General features: G+C 50.7%; 21 protein-coding genes, 2 riboswitches and 1 other annotated feature. Of the genes, 4 read left to right on the plus strand and 17 right to left on the minus strand.

From position 1 onward, the window contains the following. Positions 1–2: 2 nt before the first annotated feature. The gene (locus PAECUDRAFT_RS05365; RefSeq protein ID WP_006037099.1) at positions 3–1,088 is read left to right on the plus strand and encodes a GerAB/ArcD/ProY family transporter; all 1,086 of its coding nucleotides are present in this window, start codon (positions 3–5) and stop codon (positions 1,086–1,088) included. After that, entirely contained in the window at positions 1,088–1,282 is a 195-nt protein-coding gene (locus PAECUDRAFT_RS05370) for a hypothetical protein (protein WP_006037100.1), read from the plus strand. Before PAECUDRAFT_RS05365 ends, PAECUDRAFT_RS05370 begins: the two co-directional genes overlap by 1 nt. 67 nt (positions 1,283–1,349) lie before the next feature. Here the strand turns inward: PAECUDRAFT_RS05370 and PAECUDRAFT_RS05375 are convergent, their stop codons facing one another. The 7 genes from PAECUDRAFT_RS05375 to PAECUDRAFT_RS05405 all read right to left on the minus strand — a co-directional run bounded on the left by PAECUDRAFT_RS05375 (position 1,350) and on the right by PAECUDRAFT_RS05405 (position 8,947). After that, a complete protein-coding gene (locus PAECUDRAFT_RS05375) occupies positions 1,350–3,167 on the minus strand; it encodes an APC family permease (protein WP_006037101.1) in 1,818 nt (605 codons plus the stop codon). Between the two features lie 100 nt (positions 3,168–3,267). Continuing rightward, positions 3,268–3,441: riboswitch (cyclic di-AMP (ydaO/yuaA leader) on the minus strand. 244 nt (positions 3,442–3,685) lie between these two features. Beyond that, on the minus strand, positions 3,686–4,819 hold the full coding sequence (locus PAECUDRAFT_RS05380; RefSeq protein WP_006037102.1) for an NADH:flavin oxidoreductase: 1,134 nt from the start codon (positions 4,817–4,819) through the stop codon (positions 3,686–3,688). 123 nt (positions 4,820–4,942) lie between these two features. Further along, positions 4,943–5,254, minus strand: coding sequence for an ArsR/SmtB family transcription factor (locus PAECUDRAFT_RS05385; protein WP_040711696.1), 312 nt, complete (start codon positions 5,252–5,254; stop codon positions 4,943–4,945). 92 nt (positions 5,255–5,346) lie between these two features. Next, a complete protein-coding gene (locus tag PAECUDRAFT_RS05390; RefSeq protein ID WP_040711699.1) occupies positions 5,347–6,126 on the minus strand; it encodes a squalene/phytoene synthase family protein in 780 nt (259 codons plus the stop codon). 176 nt (positions 6,127–6,302) lie between these two features. Beyond that, the gene (locus PAECUDRAFT_RS05395; RefSeq protein WP_006037105.1) at positions 6,303–7,802 is read right to left on the minus strand and encodes an IMP dehydrogenase; all 1,500 of its coding nucleotides are present in this window, start codon (positions 7,800–7,802) and stop codon (positions 6,303–6,305) included. Between the two features lie 61 nt (positions 7,803–7,863). Then, complete coding sequence (locus PAECUDRAFT_RS24450) at positions 7,864–8,397, minus strand: GNAT family N-acetyltransferase (protein WP_006037106.1); 534 nt, start codon at positions 8,395–8,397, stop codon at positions 7,864–7,866. Then, positions 8,390–8,947 (minus strand): DUF1273 domain-containing protein, encoded by a 558-nt coding sequence (locus PAECUDRAFT_RS05405; RefSeq protein WP_006037107.1) that lies wholly within the window; start codon positions 8,945–8,947, stop codon positions 8,390–8,392. Before PAECUDRAFT_RS05405 ends, PAECUDRAFT_RS24450 begins: the two co-directional genes overlap by 8 nt. A 201-nt stretch (positions 8,948–9,148) precedes the next feature. Between PAECUDRAFT_RS05405 and trhO the strand changes: the two genes are divergently transcribed. Continuing rightward, positions 9,149–10,042, plus strand: coding sequence for an oxygen-dependent tRNA uridine(34) hydroxylase TrhO (gene trhO / locus PAECUDRAFT_RS05410; RefSeq protein WP_006037108.1), 894 nt, complete (start codon positions 9,149–9,151; stop codon positions 10,040–10,042). Between the two features lie 57 nt (positions 10,043–10,099). Here trhO and PAECUDRAFT_RS26075 read toward each other — a convergent pair whose 3' ends face one another. Then, the gene (locus PAECUDRAFT_RS26075) at positions 10,100–10,246 is read right to left on the minus strand and encodes a hypothetical protein (protein ID WP_006037109.1); all 147 of its coding nucleotides are present in this window, start codon (positions 10,244–10,246) and stop codon (positions 10,100–10,102) included. A gap of 135 nt (positions 10,247–10,381) precedes the next feature. On the opposite strand from PAECUDRAFT_RS26075, the gene PAECUDRAFT_RS05415 reads away from it, so the two are divergent. Next, positions 10,382–11,539 (plus strand): AI-2E family transporter, encoded by a 1,158-nt coding sequence (locus PAECUDRAFT_RS05415; protein WP_006037110.1) that lies wholly within the window; start codon positions 10,382–10,384, stop codon positions 11,537–11,539. Here the strand turns inward: PAECUDRAFT_RS05415 and PAECUDRAFT_RS05420 are convergent. The 9 genes from PAECUDRAFT_RS05420 to PAECUDRAFT_RS05460 form a co-directional block, all read right to left on the minus strand. Continuing rightward, complete coding sequence (locus PAECUDRAFT_RS05420; RefSeq protein WP_040711703.1) at positions 11,528–12,778, minus strand: MFS transporter; 1,251 nt, start codon at positions 12,776–12,778, stop codon at positions 11,528–11,530. The two genes, PAECUDRAFT_RS05415 and PAECUDRAFT_RS05420, sit on opposite strands and share 12 nt — an antisense overlap. A gap of 121 nt (positions 12,779–12,899) precedes the next feature. Further along, positions 12,900–13,508: a beta-class carbonic anhydrase gene (locus PAECUDRAFT_RS05425; protein ID WP_006037112.1), complete on the minus strand. Its 609-nt coding sequence runs from the start codon at positions 13,506–13,508 to the stop codon at positions 12,900–12,902. Positions 13,509–13,628: 120 nt separating this feature from the next. Next, a riboswitch (cyclic di-AMP (ydaO/yuaA leader) is annotated at positions 13,629–13,770 on the minus strand. A 53-nt stretch (positions 13,771–13,823) separates the two neighbouring features. Continuing rightward, the gene (locus tag PAECUDRAFT_RS05430) at positions 13,824–14,360 is read right to left on the minus strand and encodes a hypothetical protein (RefSeq protein ID WP_006037113.1); all 537 of its coding nucleotides are present in this window, start codon (positions 14,358–14,360) and stop codon (positions 13,824–13,826) included. A 51-nt stretch (positions 14,361–14,411) separates the two neighbouring features. Then, positions 14,412–15,611 (minus strand): aminotransferase class I/II-fold pyridoxal phosphate-dependent enzyme, encoded by a 1,200-nt coding sequence (locus PAECUDRAFT_RS05435; protein ID WP_040711709.1) that lies wholly within the window; start codon positions 15,609–15,611, stop codon positions 14,412–14,414. 49 nt (positions 15,612–15,660) lie between these two features. Further along, positions 15,661–15,899 (minus strand) — a binding site (T-box leader). A gap of 101 nt (positions 15,900–16,000) precedes the next feature. Further along, a complete protein-coding gene (locus PAECUDRAFT_RS05440) occupies positions 16,001–17,752 on the minus strand; it encodes a stalk domain-containing protein (protein WP_006037115.1) in 1,752 nt (583 codons plus the stop codon). 94 nt (positions 17,753–17,846) lie between these two features. Next, positions 17,847–19,034: a cation:proton antiporter gene (locus PAECUDRAFT_RS05445; protein WP_006037116.1), complete on the minus strand. Its 1,188-nt coding sequence runs from the start codon at positions 19,032–19,034 to the stop codon at positions 17,847–17,849. A 168-nt stretch (positions 19,035–19,202) separates the two neighbouring features. Then, positions 19,203–19,502 carry a DUF6509 family protein gene (locus PAECUDRAFT_RS05450; protein WP_006037117.1) on the minus strand — a complete coding sequence of 100 codons (300 nt, stop codon included), beginning with the start codon at positions 19,500–19,502 and terminating at the stop codon, positions 19,203–19,205. Next, the gene (locus PAECUDRAFT_RS05455; protein ID WP_006037118.1) at positions 19,496–21,439 is read right to left on the minus strand and encodes an ATP-dependent DNA helicase; all 1,944 of its coding nucleotides are present in this window, start codon (positions 21,437–21,439) and stop codon (positions 19,496–19,498) included. The genes PAECUDRAFT_RS05450 and PAECUDRAFT_RS05455 overlap by 7 nt, the downstream gene beginning before the upstream one ends. Further along, positions 21,436–22,659, minus strand: coding sequence for an MFS transporter (locus PAECUDRAFT_RS05460; protein WP_006037119.1), 1,224 nt, complete (start codon positions 22,657–22,659; stop codon positions 21,436–21,438). The genes PAECUDRAFT_RS05455 and PAECUDRAFT_RS05460 overlap by 4 nt, the downstream gene beginning before the upstream one ends. Positions 22,660–22,669: the final 10 nt, after the last annotated feature.

The following is a 22,669-nucleotide window of genomic DNA, read 5'->3' on the forward strand; positions in this document are numbered from 1 at the left end:
CCGTGGAAACCGCAACGATATCGTATCGACAATTTCAATTGCTCGTCTTGTTCACCACCGTAAGCACCGCATATTTCCTGCTTCCTCCTGCCTTGATCGGCAATGCCAAGCAATACGGCTGGTTCATTCCGCTCTGGACAGGGGTTGTCGGTATCGGAAGCTCTTTGCTGTGGGTTTACCTTACAGTCAAATTTCCAAAGCAGAATCTCGTCCAAATCGCCCGAAGCATACTAGGACCTATCGCGGGAAGTATTGTGGGCATGCTGCTCATTTTTCAATCCGTGCTTATTTGCGCATGGGTTATTAATAACTTGGACGATTTCATGTCAATCACGCTCCTCACGAATACGAATGAATTAGTGTTCGGGTCATGCTTTCTAGTCATTACGGTGTACGCCACGATCAAGGGGATCGAATCGATCGCCCGCACAACCGAATTTTTCATGCCGCTGCTGCTCATTTCATTCATAATCTTCTTCATCTTATCCATTAAAACGTGGAGCTGGTCGCGGTTTGCTCCTGTTCTTCCAATCGACTGGCATGGGATGTTTTACAAATCCAGTCTTCTGATCGCATTCCCTTATATGGATGCATTTACCTTGTTTATGCTCTTCCCGTTCGTGGAACAGCGGCCTGTATCTGCCTATCTGAAGGGCTCCTTCGTTGCTGCGTTCATACTGGCATTTATTACGTTTATCGTAATCGGTGTCCTTGGCGTAACGCGCGCTTCCCATATTACATATCCACTGTTCAAAATGGCCCAAGAACTAGAAATCAGCCCATTCCTTGAACATTTGGAGGCTTTGATTTCAATCGGATGGCTCACATTCGTCTTTATTAAACTCGCATTAAATTTTTATTGCGCTGTTCTTGGCCTCTCCCATTTGTTTTCCATACAGGATCGCGGTAAAACAGCAATTCCGCTAGCTGTAATCGTCTCTGCGCTTTCGCTTCATATGCATGGGAACATCATTGAAAATCACGAATGGATCTCGCATTATACGCTATTTAACAACTCGATATATGGCGTATTGATCCCGCTGCTGCTCGTTGCTGCATACTTGCTCTTGCCAAGGAGTCGAGTCTAATGCTGGTTCTTAGTGCAGTCGTTATGCTGCTTGCCATTAGTTTTGCGTATTATGCCCGGCAATCGCCGCCCAAAAAAGAGCTATTCGTTTACCTCGCATTGTCTGTATTGGGTGTCACCCTGCATTTCCTGCACGCAATCGGTCATCCGTTTAGCGCCACTGCATTTCTAGAATCGTTCCTTCCCCGAATTTGAATGATCCCATAAAAAGAGGATGTTGCACTCGTCAACTGGTTGACGATAGCGCACATCCTCTTCGCTATTATTTAGTGAGATGATAAGGAACGGTCGTAATGACGACGTTCTTCTGGTTAATCAAGTAAGCGCGAAGCATGAGTCCCGATTGATTATGAAGAATATAATGCCACCAATGCTTCGTTATAAATTGCGGAATCAAAACGGTAATATGATCGGTCTCGGAAGCGCGCCATTCGACGGTTTCGATAAACCGAACGATCGGACGGATGATGCTTCTGTAGCTTGAACGAAGTACGATCAGCCGGACACCGGGATTCCACTCTTCCCATTTTTTCTCCATCCGCTCAATCTCTTCATCATCGAAGCCTACGTAAACAGCAACGACATTATCGGTGAGTGACTTGGCATAGCTAAGCGAGTTATTCACGACCCTCGTAATGCCAGCGACAGGAACAACGATCGTGCTTCCTTTGAGCACTGGGCGCTCTTCCAGCGGGTTAATGCGCAGCTGCTCCGCCGTATTCATATAGTGTCGATAGATGCTGTAGAACAGATACATGACGATTGGGAGGAAGATGAACACCATCCACACCTGACTGAATTTCGTGAAAATAAAAATAAGCGTAATGGCGAGCGTCGTCAGCATGCCAATGGTATTAATGATGAACTTGAACACCCAGCCGCTAGGCTTCAGCTTCACCCAACGTACCATCATCCCTAGCTGGGATAACGTAAACGGAATGAATACGCCAACCGCATAGAGCGGAATCAAGCTCTCCGTATCGCCGTGGAACACGATAACGAGGATTGCTGACAGCACGCCTAAGAAGATGATGCCGTTCGAGAAGCCTAGTCGGTCGCCGCGAACCTTGAACGCATGCGGCATGTATTTATCCTTCGCGAGCATGAACGCAAGCAGCGGGAATGCGGAATAAGCGGTGTTCGCTGCCAGGAATAAAATTAATGCGGTAATGCCTTGAATGACATAATACAAGATGCCGCGCCCGAATGTTGCATCCGCGATTTGGGAAACGACCGTTTCTTTCGGGTCCGGCTTAATGCCATACCAATAAGCGAGCAAGCTGATTCCGATGAACATTGCCCCAAGGATGCCGCCCATTAACATTAGGGTTGCCGCTGCATTGCGCTCCGCAGGCTTCTTGAAGTTCGGGATCGCATTCGATACGGCTTCGACGCCTGTTAAGGCCGAGCAGCCTGAGCTGAACGCTTTAAGCAGCAAGAACAAGCTAATATTTGATACGGTGGAGCCCATCTCCGGAACTGCGGCATGCGCGCCGCCTGTTGCATATTTGATTACACCCGAGATGATGAGGACGAAAATCGCCCCGACGAATACATACACCGGTATGGCTAACACAGAAGCCGACTCCGTTACGCCGCGCAAGTTCATGATGGTCAGGAACAAAATCATCGTGATCGCTATCAGCACGCGATGATCATGGAGCGAAGGAAACGCCGACGTGATCGCATCGGTTCCGGCTGATGAGCTTACGGCAACGGTCAAAATATAATCGACCAGCAGCGAGCCGCCTGCAAGCAATCCGGTGGATACGCCTAAATTATTTTTGGCTACGATATAAGCCCCGCCGCCTGACGGATAGGCGAATATCGTTTGCCGGTAAGACAAGATCAGTACAAGCAGCAAGCCTAATACTGCAATTGAAATCGGAATCGAATACCATAGCGCTGCGAAGCCGGCAGCCATTAACACGATTAGAATTTGCTCTGTCCCGTATGCAACCGATGACAAGGCATCCGACGACAGGACGGCTAGCGCCTTCAGCTTCCCAAGCTTTTCCCCTTCAATTTCTGAACTTTTCATCGGGCGACCGATGACGAGTCGTTTAAACCTGCTGTACATCGTTTCATCAAGACCTCTCCAGTAAAGTGAACACAACAAAGAAGCCGCAGGAAAGCAGAACTTTCCCACGGCTTCTCAAAAAAAACGAAAAGCAGCGTTAAGTTCCTCTTCAGTACGCTTACGAGGTTAGCTGTCGGATTCGGGCTTTGAAGTAGCCCTATGCTCCACTTGCGAGCAATTCACCCCTGAGACTGGATACGTTCTGGCTTAACAATAATGCCAGTCTCGATGGTTCCCCCGTTTCTGTTCTTGCAGAATTCAGCGATACAGGAATCTACGAATTGAATCATACTCCTGCTGAGAGACACTGTAAAGCGACGATTCGGTTTAAAATTCAGGGTTATGTCCAAGGAAAAGCATGAAAGAAACGCTTACATTGACTGTTCTCTCTTAGTATCTTCGATTTGCTCGATCACATTCGTGGATTTGACGTATTCATAAATTTCCACTTCAAAAAAATAAGGCCGCCCCCTCGCCTTAACGGCTTCGGGGCAACCTTATGTTCAAACAAAAGCAGGTTAGCTAAGCGAACCCAGCGCTTCTGGCGTAAATGGAATCAACTCGCTAATGCGGCCCGTACGGATTTTGTCCGCCCATGCGGGATCGACAAGCAGCGCTCGGCCGACGGCAACGAGATCAAATTCTTCGTTCTCCAGACGATTAAGCAACCCGTCCAGATTAGCATTCCCTGCCCCCTTGCCTTCCGTAAACAAGCTAGTAAAGTCGCCATCTAGGCCAACCGATCCAACCGTAATGACCGGCTTACCCGTAAGCTTCTTCGTCCATCCTGCAAAGTTCAGCACAGAGCCTTCGAATTCCGGCTCCCAGAATCGACGAGTCGAGCAGTGGAAAATATCTACGCCTGCTTGCACGAGCAGCGACAGGAGCTGATCCAGCTCTTCCGGCGTTTGCGCAAGCTTAGCCGTATACGAGGAAGATTTCCATTGCGAAAGTCGCAGCACGATCGGGAAATCCGGCCCTACGGCTTCGCGAACAGCGGCAACAACTTCGACCGCAAACCGAGCGCGCTTCACCAGGCTGCCGCCATATTCGTCTTCACGCTTGTTCGTTTGCTCCCAGAGGAACTGGTCAATCAGGTAGCCATGCGCGCCATGGATCTCGACGCCGTCAAAGCCTATTCGTTTCGCATCAGCTGCGGCTTGCGCGTAAGCGGCTACGAGCTGTGCAATTTCTTCCTTCGTCATTGGCTCCGTTACCTTATTGCCATGCAAATCAAGCCCAGATGGACCGACTGGAAGCGCCTCAGGATTGGGTTGGCTTCCAACCTTGCGCGTCATGCCGACATGCCAGATTTGCGGGATAATGCGACCGCCAGCCTCATGCACCTGCTTGACGACTTCTGCCCAGCCTTGCAATGCCGCTTCGCCATGGAAATTCGGCACATTCGGATCATCTGTCGCCGCCGGGTGCGCGATGAGCGTCCCTTCGGTAATAATCAAGCCGACTCCGTTCTCTGCACGGCGGCGGTAGTATGCTGCTACGTTAGCGCCTGGTACGCCATTGGGCGAGAAGGCACGGGTCATCGGCGCCATCACGATACGGTTGCGCAATTGCAGCTTTCCTAGCGAGAATGGCTTGAATAATGGTGCGGCTTGCGCAACAGTCACTTCATTGGCTTGTTGATTCGACATTGGAATTCCTCCACTCTTCTATTTATCTATATATACATAAAAATAGATGTAATACCGTAAAGAAAGGGAGCAAATGCTCCTGTTCGCCTTACCTTACATGATCTGAGATGTCGTGATTCACCCTTACAGCTCATCCTTGAAATGTTCGATGAACGACTGAATACCCGCTTCGTTGCGTCTGTAATAGGTCCATTGCCCGATGCGGCGGCATTCCAACAGTCCCGCCTGTTGAAGCTTAGCTAAATATCCAGACACTACGGATTGCGCCAAGCCAGCTTTCTCTGCAATAGCGCCTACGCATACGCCGCCTGCAAAATCGTCCTCGTCCTGCAGATGAATTTGCAGCGGAAAATGCTTCTCTGGTTGCTTCAGATACTGAAGGATGCTGTACCGGCTCTCGTTGGATAGCGCCTTTATGATCGATAAAATATCCATAACGTTATTATATCTATATTTATAGAAATGTAAATGGATAATTTCAGAAAACAAAAAAGAAGGCCGCCATTCCGCCGCCTTCATAAGAGCCATTAATTAAATTGACCAACGATTTTCAACACGGCAGCACGAGTCAGCTTATTGCCGCCTGCGGCGAGCAGCTTGGTCGTTGCATGCGCAAGCGCCAGCGGAATTTTGCAGAAGCTGGTCGCAGGACCGTCTTTCAGCTCCGCAATGTAATCATCCGCTACCTTCAGGTTGCGTTTCGTATATTGCAGCATGTCTTTAAAGCTCCAGCCTTCCGGGAAGAAATCGACGCCGCGCTTCAGATCCTCATCACGGTTGCGCATGATGTTCACCGCTTGCAGCCCTCTGCCGAAAGCGACGGCTTTCTTCATATCCGACTTCGTGCCGTCGAACCATTGCCACATCTCGGACAGCATCTCTCCCACCATGCCAGCTACGCTGTAGGTATACCGATCGAGATCCTCTTCCGTCTTGATGCTCCAGCCCGTATGCACCCACTCGGCCATCTGCTGCGACATCATCGCTGTGTAACGATACACAATCGGAGTAGCAGTTGGAGGGCAAAGCTTCAGCCAATCATTCAATTGCATCGTCACAGGTGGCAGTACATCCTTGTGCGGCGCCAGCAGCTTATCCGTCTGCTCAAGCGGATTATCCGATTCCAGCGCTTGCTGAATACCGCTGAGCAGCTCGCTCTTAAGCGCCTCATCCATCTCTTCATGATCTTCGATCTCATCGATGGCGCGCATACAGAGATAGCCCGATGTTACGGCCTCCTTCAGACCAGGCACCAGTCGGCTAATGGGAATATAAAAAGTGCGGCTTGTTTTCTCCAGCATAGCCATAGCATCATTCGACACGACGTTAGTAATGACAAACCCCTCCACAATTCTACTTCACGTTCACTTAACATTGAGCGTTTTCAATAATGATACCATATGGTTGTGTTGATAACCAAATAAAAGCCGCCCATGAGGTCCAAAAATGAACGCAGCATGAGCAGCTATTGGAAATATAAGCCTTATTCGCCAGACATCGTGCTATCTTTCAGCATTACGTCATGGGCTCCGCCTTCAACTAAGCTCGTCGCGGAGACAAGCGTAATGCGGGCTGTACGCTGCAGCTCTTCGATCGACAACGAGCCGCAGTTGCACATCGTAGATTTGATTTTGCTAATCGTTTTGTCCAGGTTTTCCTTCAATGTCCCCGCATAAGGCACATAGGAATCGACGCCTTCCTCGAATACGAGGCCGGACTTGCCGCCCGTGTCATACCGCTGCCAGTTGCGCGCACGGTTTGAGCCCTCGCCCCAGAACTCTTTCACAAAATTGTTGCCCACCTTAAGCTTCTTCGTCGGACTCTCGTCGAACCGAGCGAAGTAACGGCCCATCATCACAAAATCTGCGCCCATGGCGAGCGCAAGCGTGATGTGATAATCGTGTACGATACCGCCGTCGGAGCAGATTGGCACATAAATGCCTGTCTCTTCATAGTATTGCTGACGCGCTTCCGCAACCTCGATAATCGCGGATGCCTGGCCTCGGCCAATGCCTTTTTGCTCGCGCGTGATGCAGATCGAGCCGCCGCCAATGCCGACCTTGACGAAGTCTGCGCCCGATTCGACCAGATACAGGAAGCCTTCACGGTCAACGACATTGCCTGCTCCGATCTTCACGTCGAAGTTTTGCTTCACCCATTTGACCGTCTCATATTGCCATTCGCTATAGCCGTCGGACGAATCGATAACCAAGACGTCAACCCCAGCTGCAACCAGTGCTGGCACACGTTCCAGATAGTCCTTCGTGTTAATGCCTGCGCCAACGATGTAGCTTTTGTTCTCATCGAGCAATCCGAGCGGGTTTTCCTTATCGGAATCGTAATCCTTGCGGAATACAAGATGCTGTAAATATTGCTGCTCGTCTACGATTGGCAAACAGTTCAGCTTGTTGTCCCAAATCAGATCATTCGCCTCAGGCAGCGACATGCCCGCTTTGCCATAGATAAGCGAAGAGAATGGCGTCATGAACGAATGGATCGGCTTGTCCAGCGCATCTCGGCTAAGCCGATAATCGCGGCTCGTTACGATGCCGAGCAGCTTGCCCGTCGATGTGCCGTCCTCGGTAATCGCAACGGTCGAATGCCCGTTTTCTTCCTTAAGGTCGAGTACGTCCTGCAGCGTCTGCTCAGGCTTCAGGTTCGAACGGCTGACGACGAAGCCCGCCTTATATTCTTTTACTTTGCGCACCATCGCCGCTTGGTCTTCGATCGACTGGGAACCGAAAATAAAAGAAATACCGCCGCATCTAGCCAGTGCAGTCGCCATGTTATGGTCCGATACAGACTGCATGACCGCCGATGAGAACGGTATATTAAGGGAAATTGCCGGCTCTTCGCCTTTTTTAAACTTTGTGATCGGGGTTTTCAGCGATACGTTAGCAGGCGTGCTGCTCTTCAGCGTCAAGTTAGGAATAAGAAGGAATTCGCTAAATGTGCGGGATGGTTCCATATAATAATGTGCCAATTCTACCCTCTCCTCTTCGTTTTATAATTTCAAATAAGATAACAGATCGCCGACAGGCCTGTCAATTTGTTTTATTCGAGCAAATGTAGCGCAGTTGCACAAGTTTCCGCCCTCGTTCAATTATGCGGCTTGCGCCATCGGCATGAAACCCCATCCGCTCGTAAAATCGGCGCGCAGCCTCGTTTTCCTCCAGCACCCATAAGACATAAGCTGAGCAGCCTTGCTCTGCAAGCCGACCCATCCCCCAGCTTAACAGGAGCCTCCCATAACCCCGCCCCTTACTGTCTGGAAGCAAGTATAAGGCGTCAATTTCGCCGTAGCCATCTGCCAAGTCGGCATCCTTCGAGGAGCAGATGAGCAAGCAGCCAGCCGGTTCGCCGTTGATGGACAAGATCGCTGCTCGCGATGTCCCACCGTCCCCTGCTTCAACCAGCTTCGCATAATGGGTTTGCCGGTTTTCCGGTGTGTAGGCTGCCAAGTACTGCTCGTCCATAATGCCGCGATATGCCTCTCGATAGGCGGCCGCATGGACGTCGGCATACGTGCGCCAGTGCGTCGCCCATGCAATCTGAACCTCTTGAGCCTGCTCATTCATAGCGGTCGCGACTCTCCTCATCCGCAATGGTCTGGACATCCTCTGCCGTTATCGTAATAAACCGGTATCCATCATCCTCATGCCGTTTCCACGCGCGCTGCTTAATGAATTTAGGGCTGGCTTCACCCGCATCCTCGTCATAAAACAGCAGAATGCCGTCCGATTTGCGCAGCAGCAGGTCATCCCTTGCCGTCAGCTGCCATACGCCATCATAAGGCTTTTGGCTGACGATCCCATAATAATCGACTCCCCGCAATATATCCCGATAATAATTTTGTTTCTCTTCCTTCCATTTCTCCTCGGGATTGAGATAGGCTGCAAGAATCGACAGCTTAAGGTGCGGATACATTCGCTTTAGCGCAATGACAACCTCGCATGCCCATAAGTCTACGCCGTACTGGCCGGAGGTGATCACCCATTCCAAGCCATCCTCTATAAGCGGAATCAGCTTGGCCTCCAGCGCTTTTTTAATATATGGAATTCCCTTATGCTTCTGGTCATAAATGCTAAGCTCATGCGCACGGTACCCCGTAACAAGAAGACTCTTCATAATCGGCTCCCGTCCAATAGTTTCTAGTGTAGTGTAACGGACGATGCTGCCGTGTGCCAAGCATTCGGGTGTATTTGACAGATGACGACAGAGCAATTAAGATATACTATTAGGTTTGAAAATGATCAAATAGGCGGTAGAGACGCTTGTTGCCTCTCTGCCGTTTCCATTTATATAGAAAAAAGGAAGGAATGATACGCCATGTCAGACAAGTCTGTTTATCAAGTGCTGCTCTACTACCAATACGTAACCATTCCCGAGCCAGAGCTATTCGCTGCTGAACATCTTGCTTACTGCAAAGAGCTGGGACTGAAGGGCCGCATACTCATTGCATCGGAGGGAATTAATGGCACGGTTTCCGGTACGGTGGAACAGACCGAGCAATATATGAAGCACATGCATGCGAACCCGTTGTTCGCGTCGATGGTGTTCAAGATCGATGAAGTGGAAGGGCATGTATTCGGCAAAATGTTCGTTCGCTACAAAAAAGAACTCGTGACGCTCCGTTATGACAAAGAGCTTGATCCGAATACGTACACCGGCAAGCATCTCTCCCCTGTCGAGTTCCATGAATACCTGCAGCGCGACGATGTCATCGTGCTCGATGGACGCAACGATTATGAGTTCGATCTCGGCCACTTCCGCGGCGCGATCAAGCCGGAAGTCGAGACGTTCAAGGAGTTTCCGGAATGGATTCGCCAGAACATGAGCGAGTACAAGGACCGCCCAATTTTGACCTACTGCACCGGAGGCATTCGCTGCGAGAAGCTAACGGGCGTACTGATGGACGAAGGCTTCACTAATGTGTTTCAGCTGGACGGCGGTATCGTCACCTATGGCAAAGATCCAGAGGTGCAAGGCCGGCTGTTCGATGGCAAATGTTATGTATTCGATGAACGGATTTCGGTGCCGATCAACCGTACCGATGAGCAAGTCGTCGTGGGCCGCTGCCACCATTGCGACAGCCCGGCGGAGACATTCATTAATTGTGTAGACGACAGCTGCCACAAGCAGCATATCGTGTGCGACAGCTGCCTGGAGGAGCATCACGGCTTCTGCTCCAGCGAATGCGAGGAGCATGTCACGGCAGGTTAATGACTATAAAGAAGGACATTCCGGCGTCGTTGCGGGAATGTCCTTTTTGTGCGTTTGCTAACCGGTTGATGGGCTGTTCGGTACATGGCCTTTTTGGTTGCGGTTTTCTTCAGTCGATGCAGCGACATTATTCTCGGCTTCCCGATCATGCGCTCTCATCGCCTGCTGTTTGCCTTGAAACGATTTTTCTTTATTGCGCGCCATCTGACATCCCTCCTCTTGCCTTTAACTTGTCCATGTACCGAACATTCTATTTCATGAGATTCAAACATCCGTCATAAGGATAAGCTACTAGTATATTCCTGTACGCTAACTTTACTCGCTACGAAGGAGGACACTATGCTGCCTGCCCGTTCATGGTCCAACCGATTCCGCTTTCTCTTTTTGAACAATCGATTTGTACTCAGCTTGCTCGTTTTGCTGCTTATCGGGATCAATATTCTCGTCCTTAGCCGCATATCGTTCATATTCACGCCATTTATCGTTTTAGCCAAAACCGTGTTGCTTCCGCTGCTGCTAACCGGCGTCGTCTACTATTTGTTAAATCCGATTGTCGACGGGCTCGTAAGGCTTCGGCTGAAACGGGGCTATGCGATTCTGCTGCTGTATGTCATCATTATCGCGGTTATCGCGCTTGTCATTTTGGCCGTTATTCCGCTTATCCGCCAGCAAATTACGAGTCTAATAACGAATTTCCCGTCTTATAGCGATCAGATGGAAGTCCAATTTCGCGAGTGGATCGGCAGCGATTTCTTTAATCAGCTGGAGCAAGCTACAGGATTGAATCACATGGATCTTACGGATCAAGTGACAAGCCGAATTTCGTCCGTGCTCACGAACACATGGCATCATCTTGGGGGCTGGCTAGGAGCGGTTACCGAAATCGTGCTTGCCATCGTAACCGTACCCTTTGTCCTGTTTTATTTGCTTAAGGATGGACACAAGCTATCGGAAGTCATTCTGGGGTTTATTCCGACAGCTTTGCGTCCCGAAACGCGCCGCGTGCTCCATGAATCGAATCATCAGATCAGCTCCTACATCCGCGGGCAAATCATCATCAGCCTCTGTATCGGAGCGCTGCTCTATATCGGATACCTGATCATTGGCTTGGAATATTCACTCGTTCTCGCGATCGCCGCTGCTTGCACGAGTGTCGTCCCATATTTGGGTCCAGTAATCGCGATTACGCCCGCACTTATTGTTGCAACGGTAACCTCGCCAACGATGCTGCTCAAAATGATCGCCGTATGGACGATCGTTCAGCTAATTGAAGGAAAGTTTATTTCACCGCAAATCATGGGCAAAACGCTTCGCATCCATCCCGTGACGATCATTTTCGTCATCCTGACGGCAGGCAATCTCTTCGGCATTCTCGGCATTATATTAGCAGTACCGGGGTACGCTGTCCTGAAAGTCATAAGCACCCACGTATTCCGCTGGTTCATGGTGCGCTCCGGGTTATATGAGCCCGAGACGGAGCTGGATTCAATTAAGTAGCGGGCCATCCGCGTCCGGATCGATCCCTTTCGTCTCTTGGCCAAGCACGAGTACGGCAAATGCGCCAATCAGAATCGTTACGAAGAAGATGGTAAAAATGGCCCGAACGCTCGTATGCTGGTCGACTAAAAGACCAACGAGATAAGGCCCGATTACGCCCCCAATTCTTCCGAAGGATGCCGCTAGGCCGACGCCAGTCGATCGGATCGCTGTCGGGTACAGCTCAGGCGTATAAGCGTACATAGCACCCCATGCGCCGAGGTTAAAAAACGACAGTCCGATGCCCGCCGCCAGCAGCACAGCAGTCGACTCCGCTTGTCCGAACCAGATGGCGCAGCCTGCCGTGAGCAGCAAATAAGCGACAAGCACAAATTTGCGGCCGAATCGCTCGATCAGATACGCAGCTGTAAAATACCCGGGAAGCTGTGCCAGCGTCATGATCAGTACGTATTCGAAGCTTTTGACGAGGCTGAATCCTTTGAGAACCATTACGGTCGGCAGCCATAGAAACATGCCGTAATAAGACAGAACGACGGTGAACCAAAGAATCCATAACGTAGTGGTCGATCGGCGATGGCGAGCGGACCATAACGATGCGATGCGCTCGCGGTAAGGCAACGATCTTGCCTGGCTCGCGGTAAAGCGTGCGGGCTCGCGAATCGTCCTTCTTAGATATAACGCATACAGAACTGGCGCGCATCCGATAAGGAATCCAATCCGCCAACCATACGATGGCAAAATGAAGTACGCGATGACGGCCGCCAGTATCCACCCTCCCGCCCAGAAGCTTTCGAGCAGCACGACTGCTCGGCCTCGCCATTGCACGGGTACGGATTCCGAAACAAGCGTTGATGCAACAGGCAATTCGCCTCCAAGTCCGAAGCCTGTAATGAAACGTAAAATGAGTAAAATCGTGAAGCTGCCCGCTAAAGCGGATAGGCCGCTAGCCACTGAGAAAATGACGAGCGTCCACAGCAGTATCGCGCGGCGGCCATACCGGTCAGCAAGCGTACCGGCTATTGCAGCCCCAACCGCCATCCCAATGGAATTGGTCGCCGTAAGCAGCCCGATTTGCTGGGCGCCAAGCTGCCATTCTTCGCGTAGCGCAGCAACGATGAACGAGAGCATGCCGACATCCATGGCGTCGAACAGCCAGCTCAGCCCTGCGCTGAACAGCAGCCGGCGCTGCGCAGCATCCCGCCATAATGAAACCGAGGTTAAGTTTGTTGTATGTTCCATACGCGTACTATACCCTCGCCCGTACGAATCATTCGCACACAAAACAGCAGCCGGCAGGAAGGAAATCCTATTCTCTCCCTCTGCCGGCTGCTGTTTGTCATGTTGCATGAGTTTATTCGTATTAGTCGAACGGAACAGCGGGATAGCTTTTCGCTTGCTCAAGCTTGATTCCCCTGTCTGCATAACCCTCATGGATTAGCTCTAGCCGGCCTGTTGTAGGATCCATCACAAACCCGTGGACCGGAATATGCGAAGGGACGAGCGGATGGCGGCGGATCATGTCCACGCTATGCATAACCCCTTCCTCCGCTGTATCGAACCCTTTCAGAAACCGCTCCATCTTAATGCCCGAGTTTTCAAGCGTTACGAGCACTTCCTGCGAAATGCCGTTGCTGATGAATTTCTTGATCATCGCATCCGGATCGAGATTCGTCATGCCGCAGCCATGATGGCCGATCACGAGCACCTCCTGTACATCCATCTCATGGATGGCGATCAAGATGCTTCGCATCGCGCTGCCGAATGGCTGGGTCAGGACGGCTCCGGCGTTTTTAATAATTTTCGCATCGCCATTCCGAAGGTTCAGAGCTTTAGGCAGCAATTCGACGAGACGCGTATCCATGCATGTGAGAATCGCAACCTTCTTGTCCGGGTATTTGTCCGTCATGTACGATTGATACTTTTTGTCCTGTACGAACTGTTCATTAAATGCCAAAATTTCGGTCACCATACGTTTCACTCTCCCTTAGTAAATGGTTGCTTTCAGAGGCAGCTGTTTACGCGGAAGGGCCCGAAAAGAACACAAAAAGACCCTAACGAGTTAGGGTCTGAGCGTCATCGAATGTCGGTGCATAGACCCATCCACTGCTGACGAGGTTAGCTGACGGGCTCGGGTTAAGATGGTACCCTTCGCGGCAATGCCGCCGATTCGCCCCAATTGACTGGTTCCCCCGCTTATCGACATGGCGTCGATAATTAAGCGTAGCTTTATTGTACGATGTACAATTCAGAAAAGTCAAAATAAAGAGAGAATCTTAATATTCCTTCATATTTCGTCAAATTCCGCAACGCGCCAACGATGTGCAAATTTTTGCAAACGCGGGTGCAGCTGAGCGGCGGAAGGCTCTTCCGACAGAATAAGCCGCAGCTTCACGATCCATTCCTCGAACGTTGCGTAAGAGGCGAGCAGATTCGCCATTTCAGGCGTAACATACACGAAGTAGGGCGACGGATAGGTCTCGGTCAAATGCCGCATGGCGCTTTCGAACGGCGTATACTTTTTGCGCTTTCCTTCGAGCCCTTCCACGACGATTGTTGGGTCAGCTTGCTCCCTGCGCCATTCATGGAGTCGGTCCTCCCGCTTGTAATAAGGGGATATCGGCTGATCAAACATCCGCTTGCCGGTTGCCTCATGAAGCGGATATAGGACAAGCTTTCGGAAGCCCATTTGTTTCTTAAGTGCTGCGGCAGCTTCTAGGTCTTCTTCCGTCGTATCTTCGAAGGAGTCGTAATAAATAAGCGTCCCCTTGCTTGCTTCAGCCGGCGGCTCATAGCCGTATGGTACTTGAATGTTATCTCGCATCGGTTAGCCTCCTTTGCCCACCATGTACGTCGTGTACACGCCGTCTAACGGTTAAATCGTCTTCAGGAAACGTTCCATCCGGGTCAACGCCTCGTCGATCTGAGAAACGGAAGTTGCATACGCGCATCGGATAAATCCTTCCCCGCCCTTCCCGAATATCTGGCCGGGCACCGTTACGACTTTGCCTTCCAGCAGCAGCCGTTCGGCGAACTGCTCGGAGCTGAGTCCAGTATGCGCGATTGACGGAAAAGCATAAAACGAACCAAACGGTTCATGGCATGGAAGCCCGATCTGACGGAAGCCCTCGACGATGAGCTTTCTGCGCTGATCATAGCTCTCCACCATCCGATCCTTTTCTTCCATCCCAATCCGAAGCGACTCCAGCGCCGCAATCTGCCCAAGTATGGGCGCGCACATAACGGTGTACTGGTGGATTTTCAGCATTGCAGCAATTAATGGCTCTGGCCCGCATGCATAGCCAACCCGCCAGCCAGTCATCGCGAACGCCTTGGAAAATCCGCTGATGAGGAGCGTGCGCTCTTTCATGCCAGGCAACGACGCGAAGCTGGCATGCTTGCTGTCATACGTAAGCTCAGCATAAATTTCATCCGAAATGACGATTAAATTATGCTCCTGCACGATCTGGGCAATCGGCAGCCAATCCTCATACGTCATAATGCCGCCGGTCGGATTGTTCGGATACGATACGATCAGCACCTTCGACTTCGGCGTAATTGCACTGCGAAGCGCCTCCGGCGTCAGCTTGAATTGCTGCTCGGCGAACGTCTCGATTTGCACTGGCTTGCCGCAGCCAATTGCCGTAATCGGCGAATAGGAGATGTAACATGGAACTGGTATTAGAATTTCATCATCCGCTTCGATCAATGCACGCAGCGCCAGATCAATCGCTTCGCTGCTGCCGACCGTGACAAGCACCTCACTCGCCGGATCATAGCTCACCTTCCAGCTGGAGGCGATATATTCAGCTATCGCTTCCCGAAGCTCTGGCATCCCCGCGTTGGACGTATAGGACGTCTGTCCTTTTTCCAATGCGACGATACAAGCATCCCTGACGATTTTTGGCGTTGCGAAATCTGGTTCTCCAATGCCTAACGAGATCACGTCCTTCTGTCGGTTGGCAAGGTCAAAAAACTTGCGAATGCCCGAGGGCTTCATCTCCCTGACAAGCGCGGACAGGCGATCCTCCAGTTTTGGCGTTTGTTGAATAGGCTGCTGCGTAATTGATTGCATCATGATTCGGCTCCTCCCTTTTGTTGAAAACAAAAAAGACCCGTCCCTGTAAAGGGACGAGTCTCCACCCGTGTTACCACCCTAGTTCCGCTGCCATAGGCAACAGCACTTTGTTCACATATCCATCAATATGTGTTCCGGTTAACGCTGGAATAGCGGCAAAGCCTACTGTAATTCAGCCCGCTTCTCGGAGATGGCTTTCCGTTATCGCCTGAACGTTGGTTTTCAGCAATCCCAACTCTCTGTCGGATCAGTCGAACACGTACTCTTTCTCTTCATCGAATTTATCGTTCCGATATGAAATTACTCGTTATTATACACCCGTGGGCACAAATTGCAACTGCAATTTTCGAGAGGTTATCCTTCTGCTTCTACATGCTTGGTGTACGCTAGGCTTTCGTTTTGACCTCAACCGTCCGTGTGCTTGCGTTCCAAACGACCGATATGCCTAATAAATTCCCTATATCCTTGACCGGTACGTAGAGGCTCCCATTAATCGTAGCTGGGGCAGCCGACAGCGCCGTTTGCTCCCCTGCCACAAGGGCATAAGGCGCTCCATCAGCAATCGTAAATACGCGATCTCCGTACGTAACGGTTGCTTGCTTCGTCGCTTGATCATATGTCACCTTTGCTCCCACAGCTTCCGTTAGGAAACGGAATGGCACGAACATTCGGTTTGCAGCTGTCATCATGCTTGGCTGGAACGTTTTCTCGACACCGTCAATCGTCAGCTTTGCTTGCGCTTTGCTGTAATTGCTGTCCTGTGACGCCGCCTTCAGCGGTTTCGTCAATTCAGCTGGCAAGGCGAACGCATACAGCTTGTTTTCTGCTTGGACGAGCAGCGTATCACCGACGGTTTGGAATGTGCCGTAGGCCCTAGCTCCCGTTTGGTAGCGGAATAAAGCTTTGCCCGTCGTGACGTTAATCGCATAGACCGTTCCATCGGTCTGCCCGACATACATGCCGGAATCAATCAAATTAAGCTGACTGATCGGATTGTTCACGCCTTCAATTGTCACATAGGATTGATCCACGATCTTACGGACATGAAGGCTCATATTCCGCTCGTCAGTGAAAAACAGCTTGCCATGATAAGGACCTGCAATAAGCGTACCGTTATCTTGAATGAATGCAGGCTTCACAACTTTAGGGTCGGCATTCAGGTTGTAGCGATAAACGCCTTGTCTTTGAGAAATCAAATACAGGTCTTGGCCGTCTATGAGGACATTGCCAAAATATGATTGAACATAACTATTGGCCGGATAGCCCTCTTGTTCAACCGGCATGTAGGTTATTGTTTGCAGCTTTTCTCCCGTCGAAAGTGAGAATACATCAATGCGCGTCTGCGGATTGTCGATATCCGGCCACTGATCCGCGTAATAAAGCTTGTCGCCATCTGCTTTAAGCAATGCGGAATGGCTGCCAGGCAGCCGCCATTTGGTTTTTCCCGTTTTCGGGTCGATTGCATAAGCGGTGCCGACCGTAATGGCTCCGGATTCGTAAGTATCCATCAGCAGTGTGCCGTTAATCAGGTATGGCGCGTTCGGGATATAAAACGTTTCATTGCGCCAATTCTCCCTGCCGTTAGAGGTGCTTATCGAGACAATCCCGCTGGCATAGGACGCATACAGCGCCCCATTCGATAGGCTAATCCCTAGAATATCCTGCGGTACTTTCTTGCTTTTCGAATCAAGCAGTTGATATGAGCGGGTATTTCTCCCTGTGGCGCTGTCTACCCAATAGAGCATGCCTTTTTCCCCGTAAGCATAGATGACACGACCATCCGTTTGAAGTGCGCCTTGCTTCAGCTTGGTGCCGAATGTCCAAACCGTTTTGCCCGTTTTCACGTTTCTTGCCGTGAGCTTTCCGCCATTTACATAGATGACATTGCCGCTCACAATGATAGGAGCTATCAAATCGCGTGTACCATCGGCAGATGGCAAGCTAAGATCGGCGGACCATTTTGGCTTTGCTTGGGGCACCTTATTCTCGCTGCTAAACGTCGTGTAGCTGGTATAACTCGCATTAGAACCGCTTCCCGCCTGCTGTGCTTGCGCCTCTCCCAGCCCGCTTACGCTGAACACCAAAGCAGCGCTTATCGCAACTGCACACAAGGTCTTTTTAGCAAATGGTTTTCTCAAATGAATGATCCCTCCGATTCTATCGTTCGCTTCTTCGCTCTCGAACGTAATAGACTGGAGTCGATCGCAATATGTTGCATTACGATATAAAAAATTAAGCATCCTTCGCAGTCGCTTCTGAATCCGAACGAAACATCAGCTTGAGCAGCGGCGGCGTGACGAGCGTGGTGAGGATTACGACCAACACGATCGATGTAAAATATTGCTCCGGAAGCAGACTTGCTTCCAAGCCCGTCGTTGCTATAATAAGCGCCACTTCTCCCCGAGAAATCATGCCCGCGCCAATCGAAAGCGATGCGCGATTGCCGAATCCGGTCAGCCTAGCTCCCAGCCCGCCGCCGATCCATTTGCTAGCGATGGCCGTCAAAGTAATAAGTAAGAGGAAAAGAAGCTGGCTGCCTAATCCGGCAAAAGAGATATTCAGCCCGATGCTTACGAAAAATACAGGGACGAACAACGTATATGCGATAGGTTCTACCTTGTGTTCAACCTCATGCTTGAAGGACGTCTGCGAGATGCTTATGCCTGCCGCAAAGGCGCCAATAATAGCTGCCACGCCCATCCGCTCAGCAAAATAAGCAAATAAAAAGCAAAATACTAATGCAATACTCATGACAGCTTCTGTTACATGAATCGTTGACAAACGTTTCATCACATAAGGAATCGCAAACCAGCCCGCAAGCACAATAACGACAAAGAAGATCGCTTTTTTGAGAAATACCATCGATAATGAGACATCAGACTCCCCGCCCAGCAAGCTCATCATGACCGCGAGCAGCAGCACGACAATGACATCATCCACGACAGCAGCGCCGAGTATGGTAGTCCCTTCGCTCGAATGCAGCTGATTCATCTCCTTCAATGTCTGAACAGAGATGCTCACTGACGTTGCGCACAGCAGCAAACCGATGAATATCGATTGAGCGTTCGCCAATCCCATCGCTTGCGCGACCCCATATCCGCCGATAAAAGGCAGGACAATTCCGCCTATGGCCACAGCGAATGAGGCTTTCCAGTTCTTTCGTAATTGATCGAGATCCGTCTCAAGTCCTGCAATAAACATGAGTAAGACGACGCCAATCTCTGAGAAATCATGAATCAATGCACTCGGTTCAATCCAATTCAGCACGGCAGGTCCAAGCACAATGCCAGCCAACAGCTTGCCCAGCACCGAAGGCTGCCCGATCCGTACGGACAAATCGCCAGCCAGCTTAGTCGCTGCAATTACCATTACAAGGGTTAGAAAAATAGCCAATCTCATCACGCCTTTCTTATTATTCATTTTTCCCTAAAAACGCAAAAAAGGAGACTGTAAGATACAGTCTCCCCTCATTCAGGCAGAGGAATCCCGTAAATGACAGTCTCCTCCGCTTGTTGCTTATGCAATTGTAGCTTCATTATACCGAATACCCATGAAGCACGGCAACCCTTGGCGCGTCAATTCGCGGGATTAAGAAATCTCACCGGACTCCAGCTGCTCCCGGCAAAAGTCCGCCAGCACCGCGAGCTCCTCATCCTCGAGCTCGATTTCGAGATAACGGTCGGTCGCACGCTCACGCAGCTCATACCGTACAATACGGGAAGCCGCTTCCTCTACGCTGTAGATGACGCGCGCGTACACGCCCTGCTCCTCATAGAGCTCGTCGTCATCTGGAACGTCGAGGTCAAGAATAAATTCATACCGTTTGCCGGCTAGAATACCGAACGGGTCTTTCACAAATTCTACGCTATATTCTGTAATCGTTAACATGGGGACACCCTCTCTGCTCCTGGCGGCAGGAATTTCTCGACTTGCTCCCGTACATCCTCGCGATTCAGCTGCTCCCCATAAATCGTTACATCACCGCGATCGTCGCGGGTACGAATCAAACGGCCGACGCCTTGCTTCAAGCGAAGCAGCATATAAGGCATGTCGACCTCGTGGAACGGGTCCGAGGCATCCTTCCGTTTAGCAGCAAAGACTGGATCATTCGGCGGGAACGGCAACGCCCAAATGATGACATGCGCGAGCGACGGTCCCGGAATGTCTAGGCCTTCCCATAGCGTAACGGCACATAATACGCTTCGCTCATCATTTTGGAACATCGCGATCAAGTGGCTAATTTCCGCAGAGCTCTCGAATAGGAATCGGATATCGTTCGCTTCCGGGTATTGCGCCAAATCGTGACGGAATCGTTCCAGCTCTTCGAAGGATGGGAATAAAATCAGGCTGCCGCCCTCCGACCTCCGCAAGCCTTCAAGGACTGATTTCATCTTGGCAGCGGAATGGCTGTCCGTCTCGGCGTGGAGAGCTGTTCGCATCTGCTTTCCGTAGTCATAAGGCGATGCGACCGTAAAGGACAGATAGTCCTTTATCCCTAAGCTCTGCGCAATATAATTAAACGAGCCGTCTACTGAAAGCGTCGCAGATGAGAAGACGACTGGCATTTTTCTAGCAAATACGCGCTCTTGCAAAATCTCTTTGACCTTGCGCGGCATAATCACTAACGTGATCCCATCCTGGTCCTCCATGACCCAAGAGATCAGCATCTCAGGCTGTTTGAACAAGGAGAGCGCGAGCTGAATCATTTCGAGATGCTCTTCGACGATTTTGAGCTGATAATCATCGATTGTATATAAGCCGCTCTCGAACACGAGCTCTTCTTCAATGACGGCAAGCTGATGGCTAAATCGATTAATTTCACGAATCAAAGAATCGCTGAGCAGCACCTCTTTCCGGTTGGACGCCGGAACGGCAACGCTTTGCTGGTCCAACAGCTTGAACATCGACTCGCTCGCATAGATCGCTTCTTCAATGGCTAGGGCAAGCGTCTCGCGCACCTCGCCTTCGAGCAATCGTGTCACAATACTCTCGAACAAGGAATGCTTCAGCTTGTACGTCAAAGCCTGCTGCGCCGCCGTTTCAAGCAGATGCCCTTCGTCAAAAACGACGGAGCTGTGCTCAGGCAGCAAAGGCAGCTGTCCTTCGCGTTTTCTCGCATCGTAGGTCCAAACATGCTCCATGTAGAAGTCATGCGAACAAATAATGAGGTCCGCCGATTTGCGATAATGCTCGCGGGAAAGCGTTTGGCCGCAGCGATGGCGCTGATGGCAGACCAAGCAATCCTGGAACACGTCCCAGCCGATATCGTTCCACTCCGCATCGGTCAGCTCAGGATAATCTTTACGGTTTCCATAAGGATGGAACGCTTGCATCGTGTCCGGTCGATGGACGAAGGTCGGCAGGGTGTCGTATATATCACGGAACAACACCGCTTCCTCCGCATTCACGCGCGCTTCATCCAGCTTGTTCAAGCAAATATATTGATCGGGCGACTTGCCCAGACGCGCATCGATCGTCAAGTTCAAATGCCGCGCCAGCTTCGCGATATCCCCTTCGGGCTTTACGAGCTGCTCGATCAATGACTCGTCCGCACATGCGATAATCGCCGGCTTCCGAGTATAGCGTGCATAAGTAATTGCATAAAGCAAATAAACGAGCGTCTTGCCCGTCCCCACACCGGCTTCAGCGAAAATCGTCGCTTTCTCGTTATAGGCGCGCTCCAGCTGAAAAGCCATGTAGATTTGCTCATCCCGTACCTCAAAGCCAGCTTCAGGAAGCAGTTCATAGAAAACGTCCGCAATCCAGTCGCTCGCTTGCTGCATGAATGGTGTTCCAGGATCAAATTCAAACGGATAAGTTGTCAATCGGGCTTAGCCTCCACATCGTTCGTAAACTGCATCACTCCATTATACCGTAAATAGATAAGGAATAAAATGAGGAATACCGCCATGAACCCAGCAGCGATTTGGTACATCATACCGTAAGAAGTTACGGAAGATACGACGCCAAGCAGCAACGCCCCGATCGCAACGCCAAAGTCTGTCGAATTATAAAACATGCTGTTCGCTTCGGCATGCTTCTCCTCTGGCATAACACGAATCATCCACGCCTGCAGCGTTGGCTGAATAGCTCCAAATCCAAGGCCGTACAATAACGCCGAGAGAATCAGCATCAGCATGGATGTCGTATGAGCAAGCACCGTCAGGCTTGCCATGACGCTGATTGCTGCAGGGATAAGCACGATGGCTGGGCCTCTGCTGTCGAACAATTTTCCGGAAATCGGCCTCACGATGAGTATCGTTACGACATTAAACAAGAAAAACAGCCCGACCTGCTCCAAATGAACCGATTGGCCGAACAGTGCAATAAAGCTCAACAAGCCGCTATAAGTGATCGACAGAAGCGCATTAAGCAGAGCAGGCATTAGTAGCTTTGTCGGAAATCGGCGCGTTGCTTGTTTACGATCGTTTATGGGCATTCTGCTCGTAGCCAAAAACTTAGGCTGCGGAGGAATTGCGCGTGTCATAAGCAGCAAAGGAACCATAAATAATAGCGTGGCCGTGCCTACCGCAACAAGCATCCCGAAGCCTGCGTGCTTCATCACGTTCATGCCAATCGCAGGCCCAATCGACATCGCAAGGCTGGATGATAAGCCAAAATAGCCGATACCCTCGCCGATTCTGTCCGCAGGGATAATCTGCGATACGAGCGTCGGAATGATCGTGCTGGCCATGCCAAAGCCAACCCCGTAGCCGATGCGCATGACGAGCAAAGAGCCAATCGAGTCAGCTGCTGCATATAATGCGGTCGTTAATGCAGCTAGTGCGATGCCAAGAAACAGAATGGTGGAACGGGGAAGCTTGCGCATGAGCGCAGCGGTTACGAATCGAGTGCCAATCGCAGAAGCTGCAAAAACGCTAGTGACAAGGCTAACGCCAAAGTCGCTAGCGCCGAACTCCGATTTGACGTAGGCGGGAAACGAAGAGAGCAGCATTTGCAAATTTAAAAACAATAAAAATGAGCTGAAAGTTAGTGCCAGGAACGATAACGTCCAAAGTCTAGTTGCAGATTCTTGGTGTGGCATCCTTATCTCT

Origin of the sequence: Paenibacillus curdlanolyticus YK9 (assembly GCF_000179615.1) — a bacterium.
Lineage (GTDB): Bacteria > Bacillota > Bacilli > Paenibacillales > Paenibacillaceae > Paenibacillus_T > Paenibacillus_T curdlanolyticus.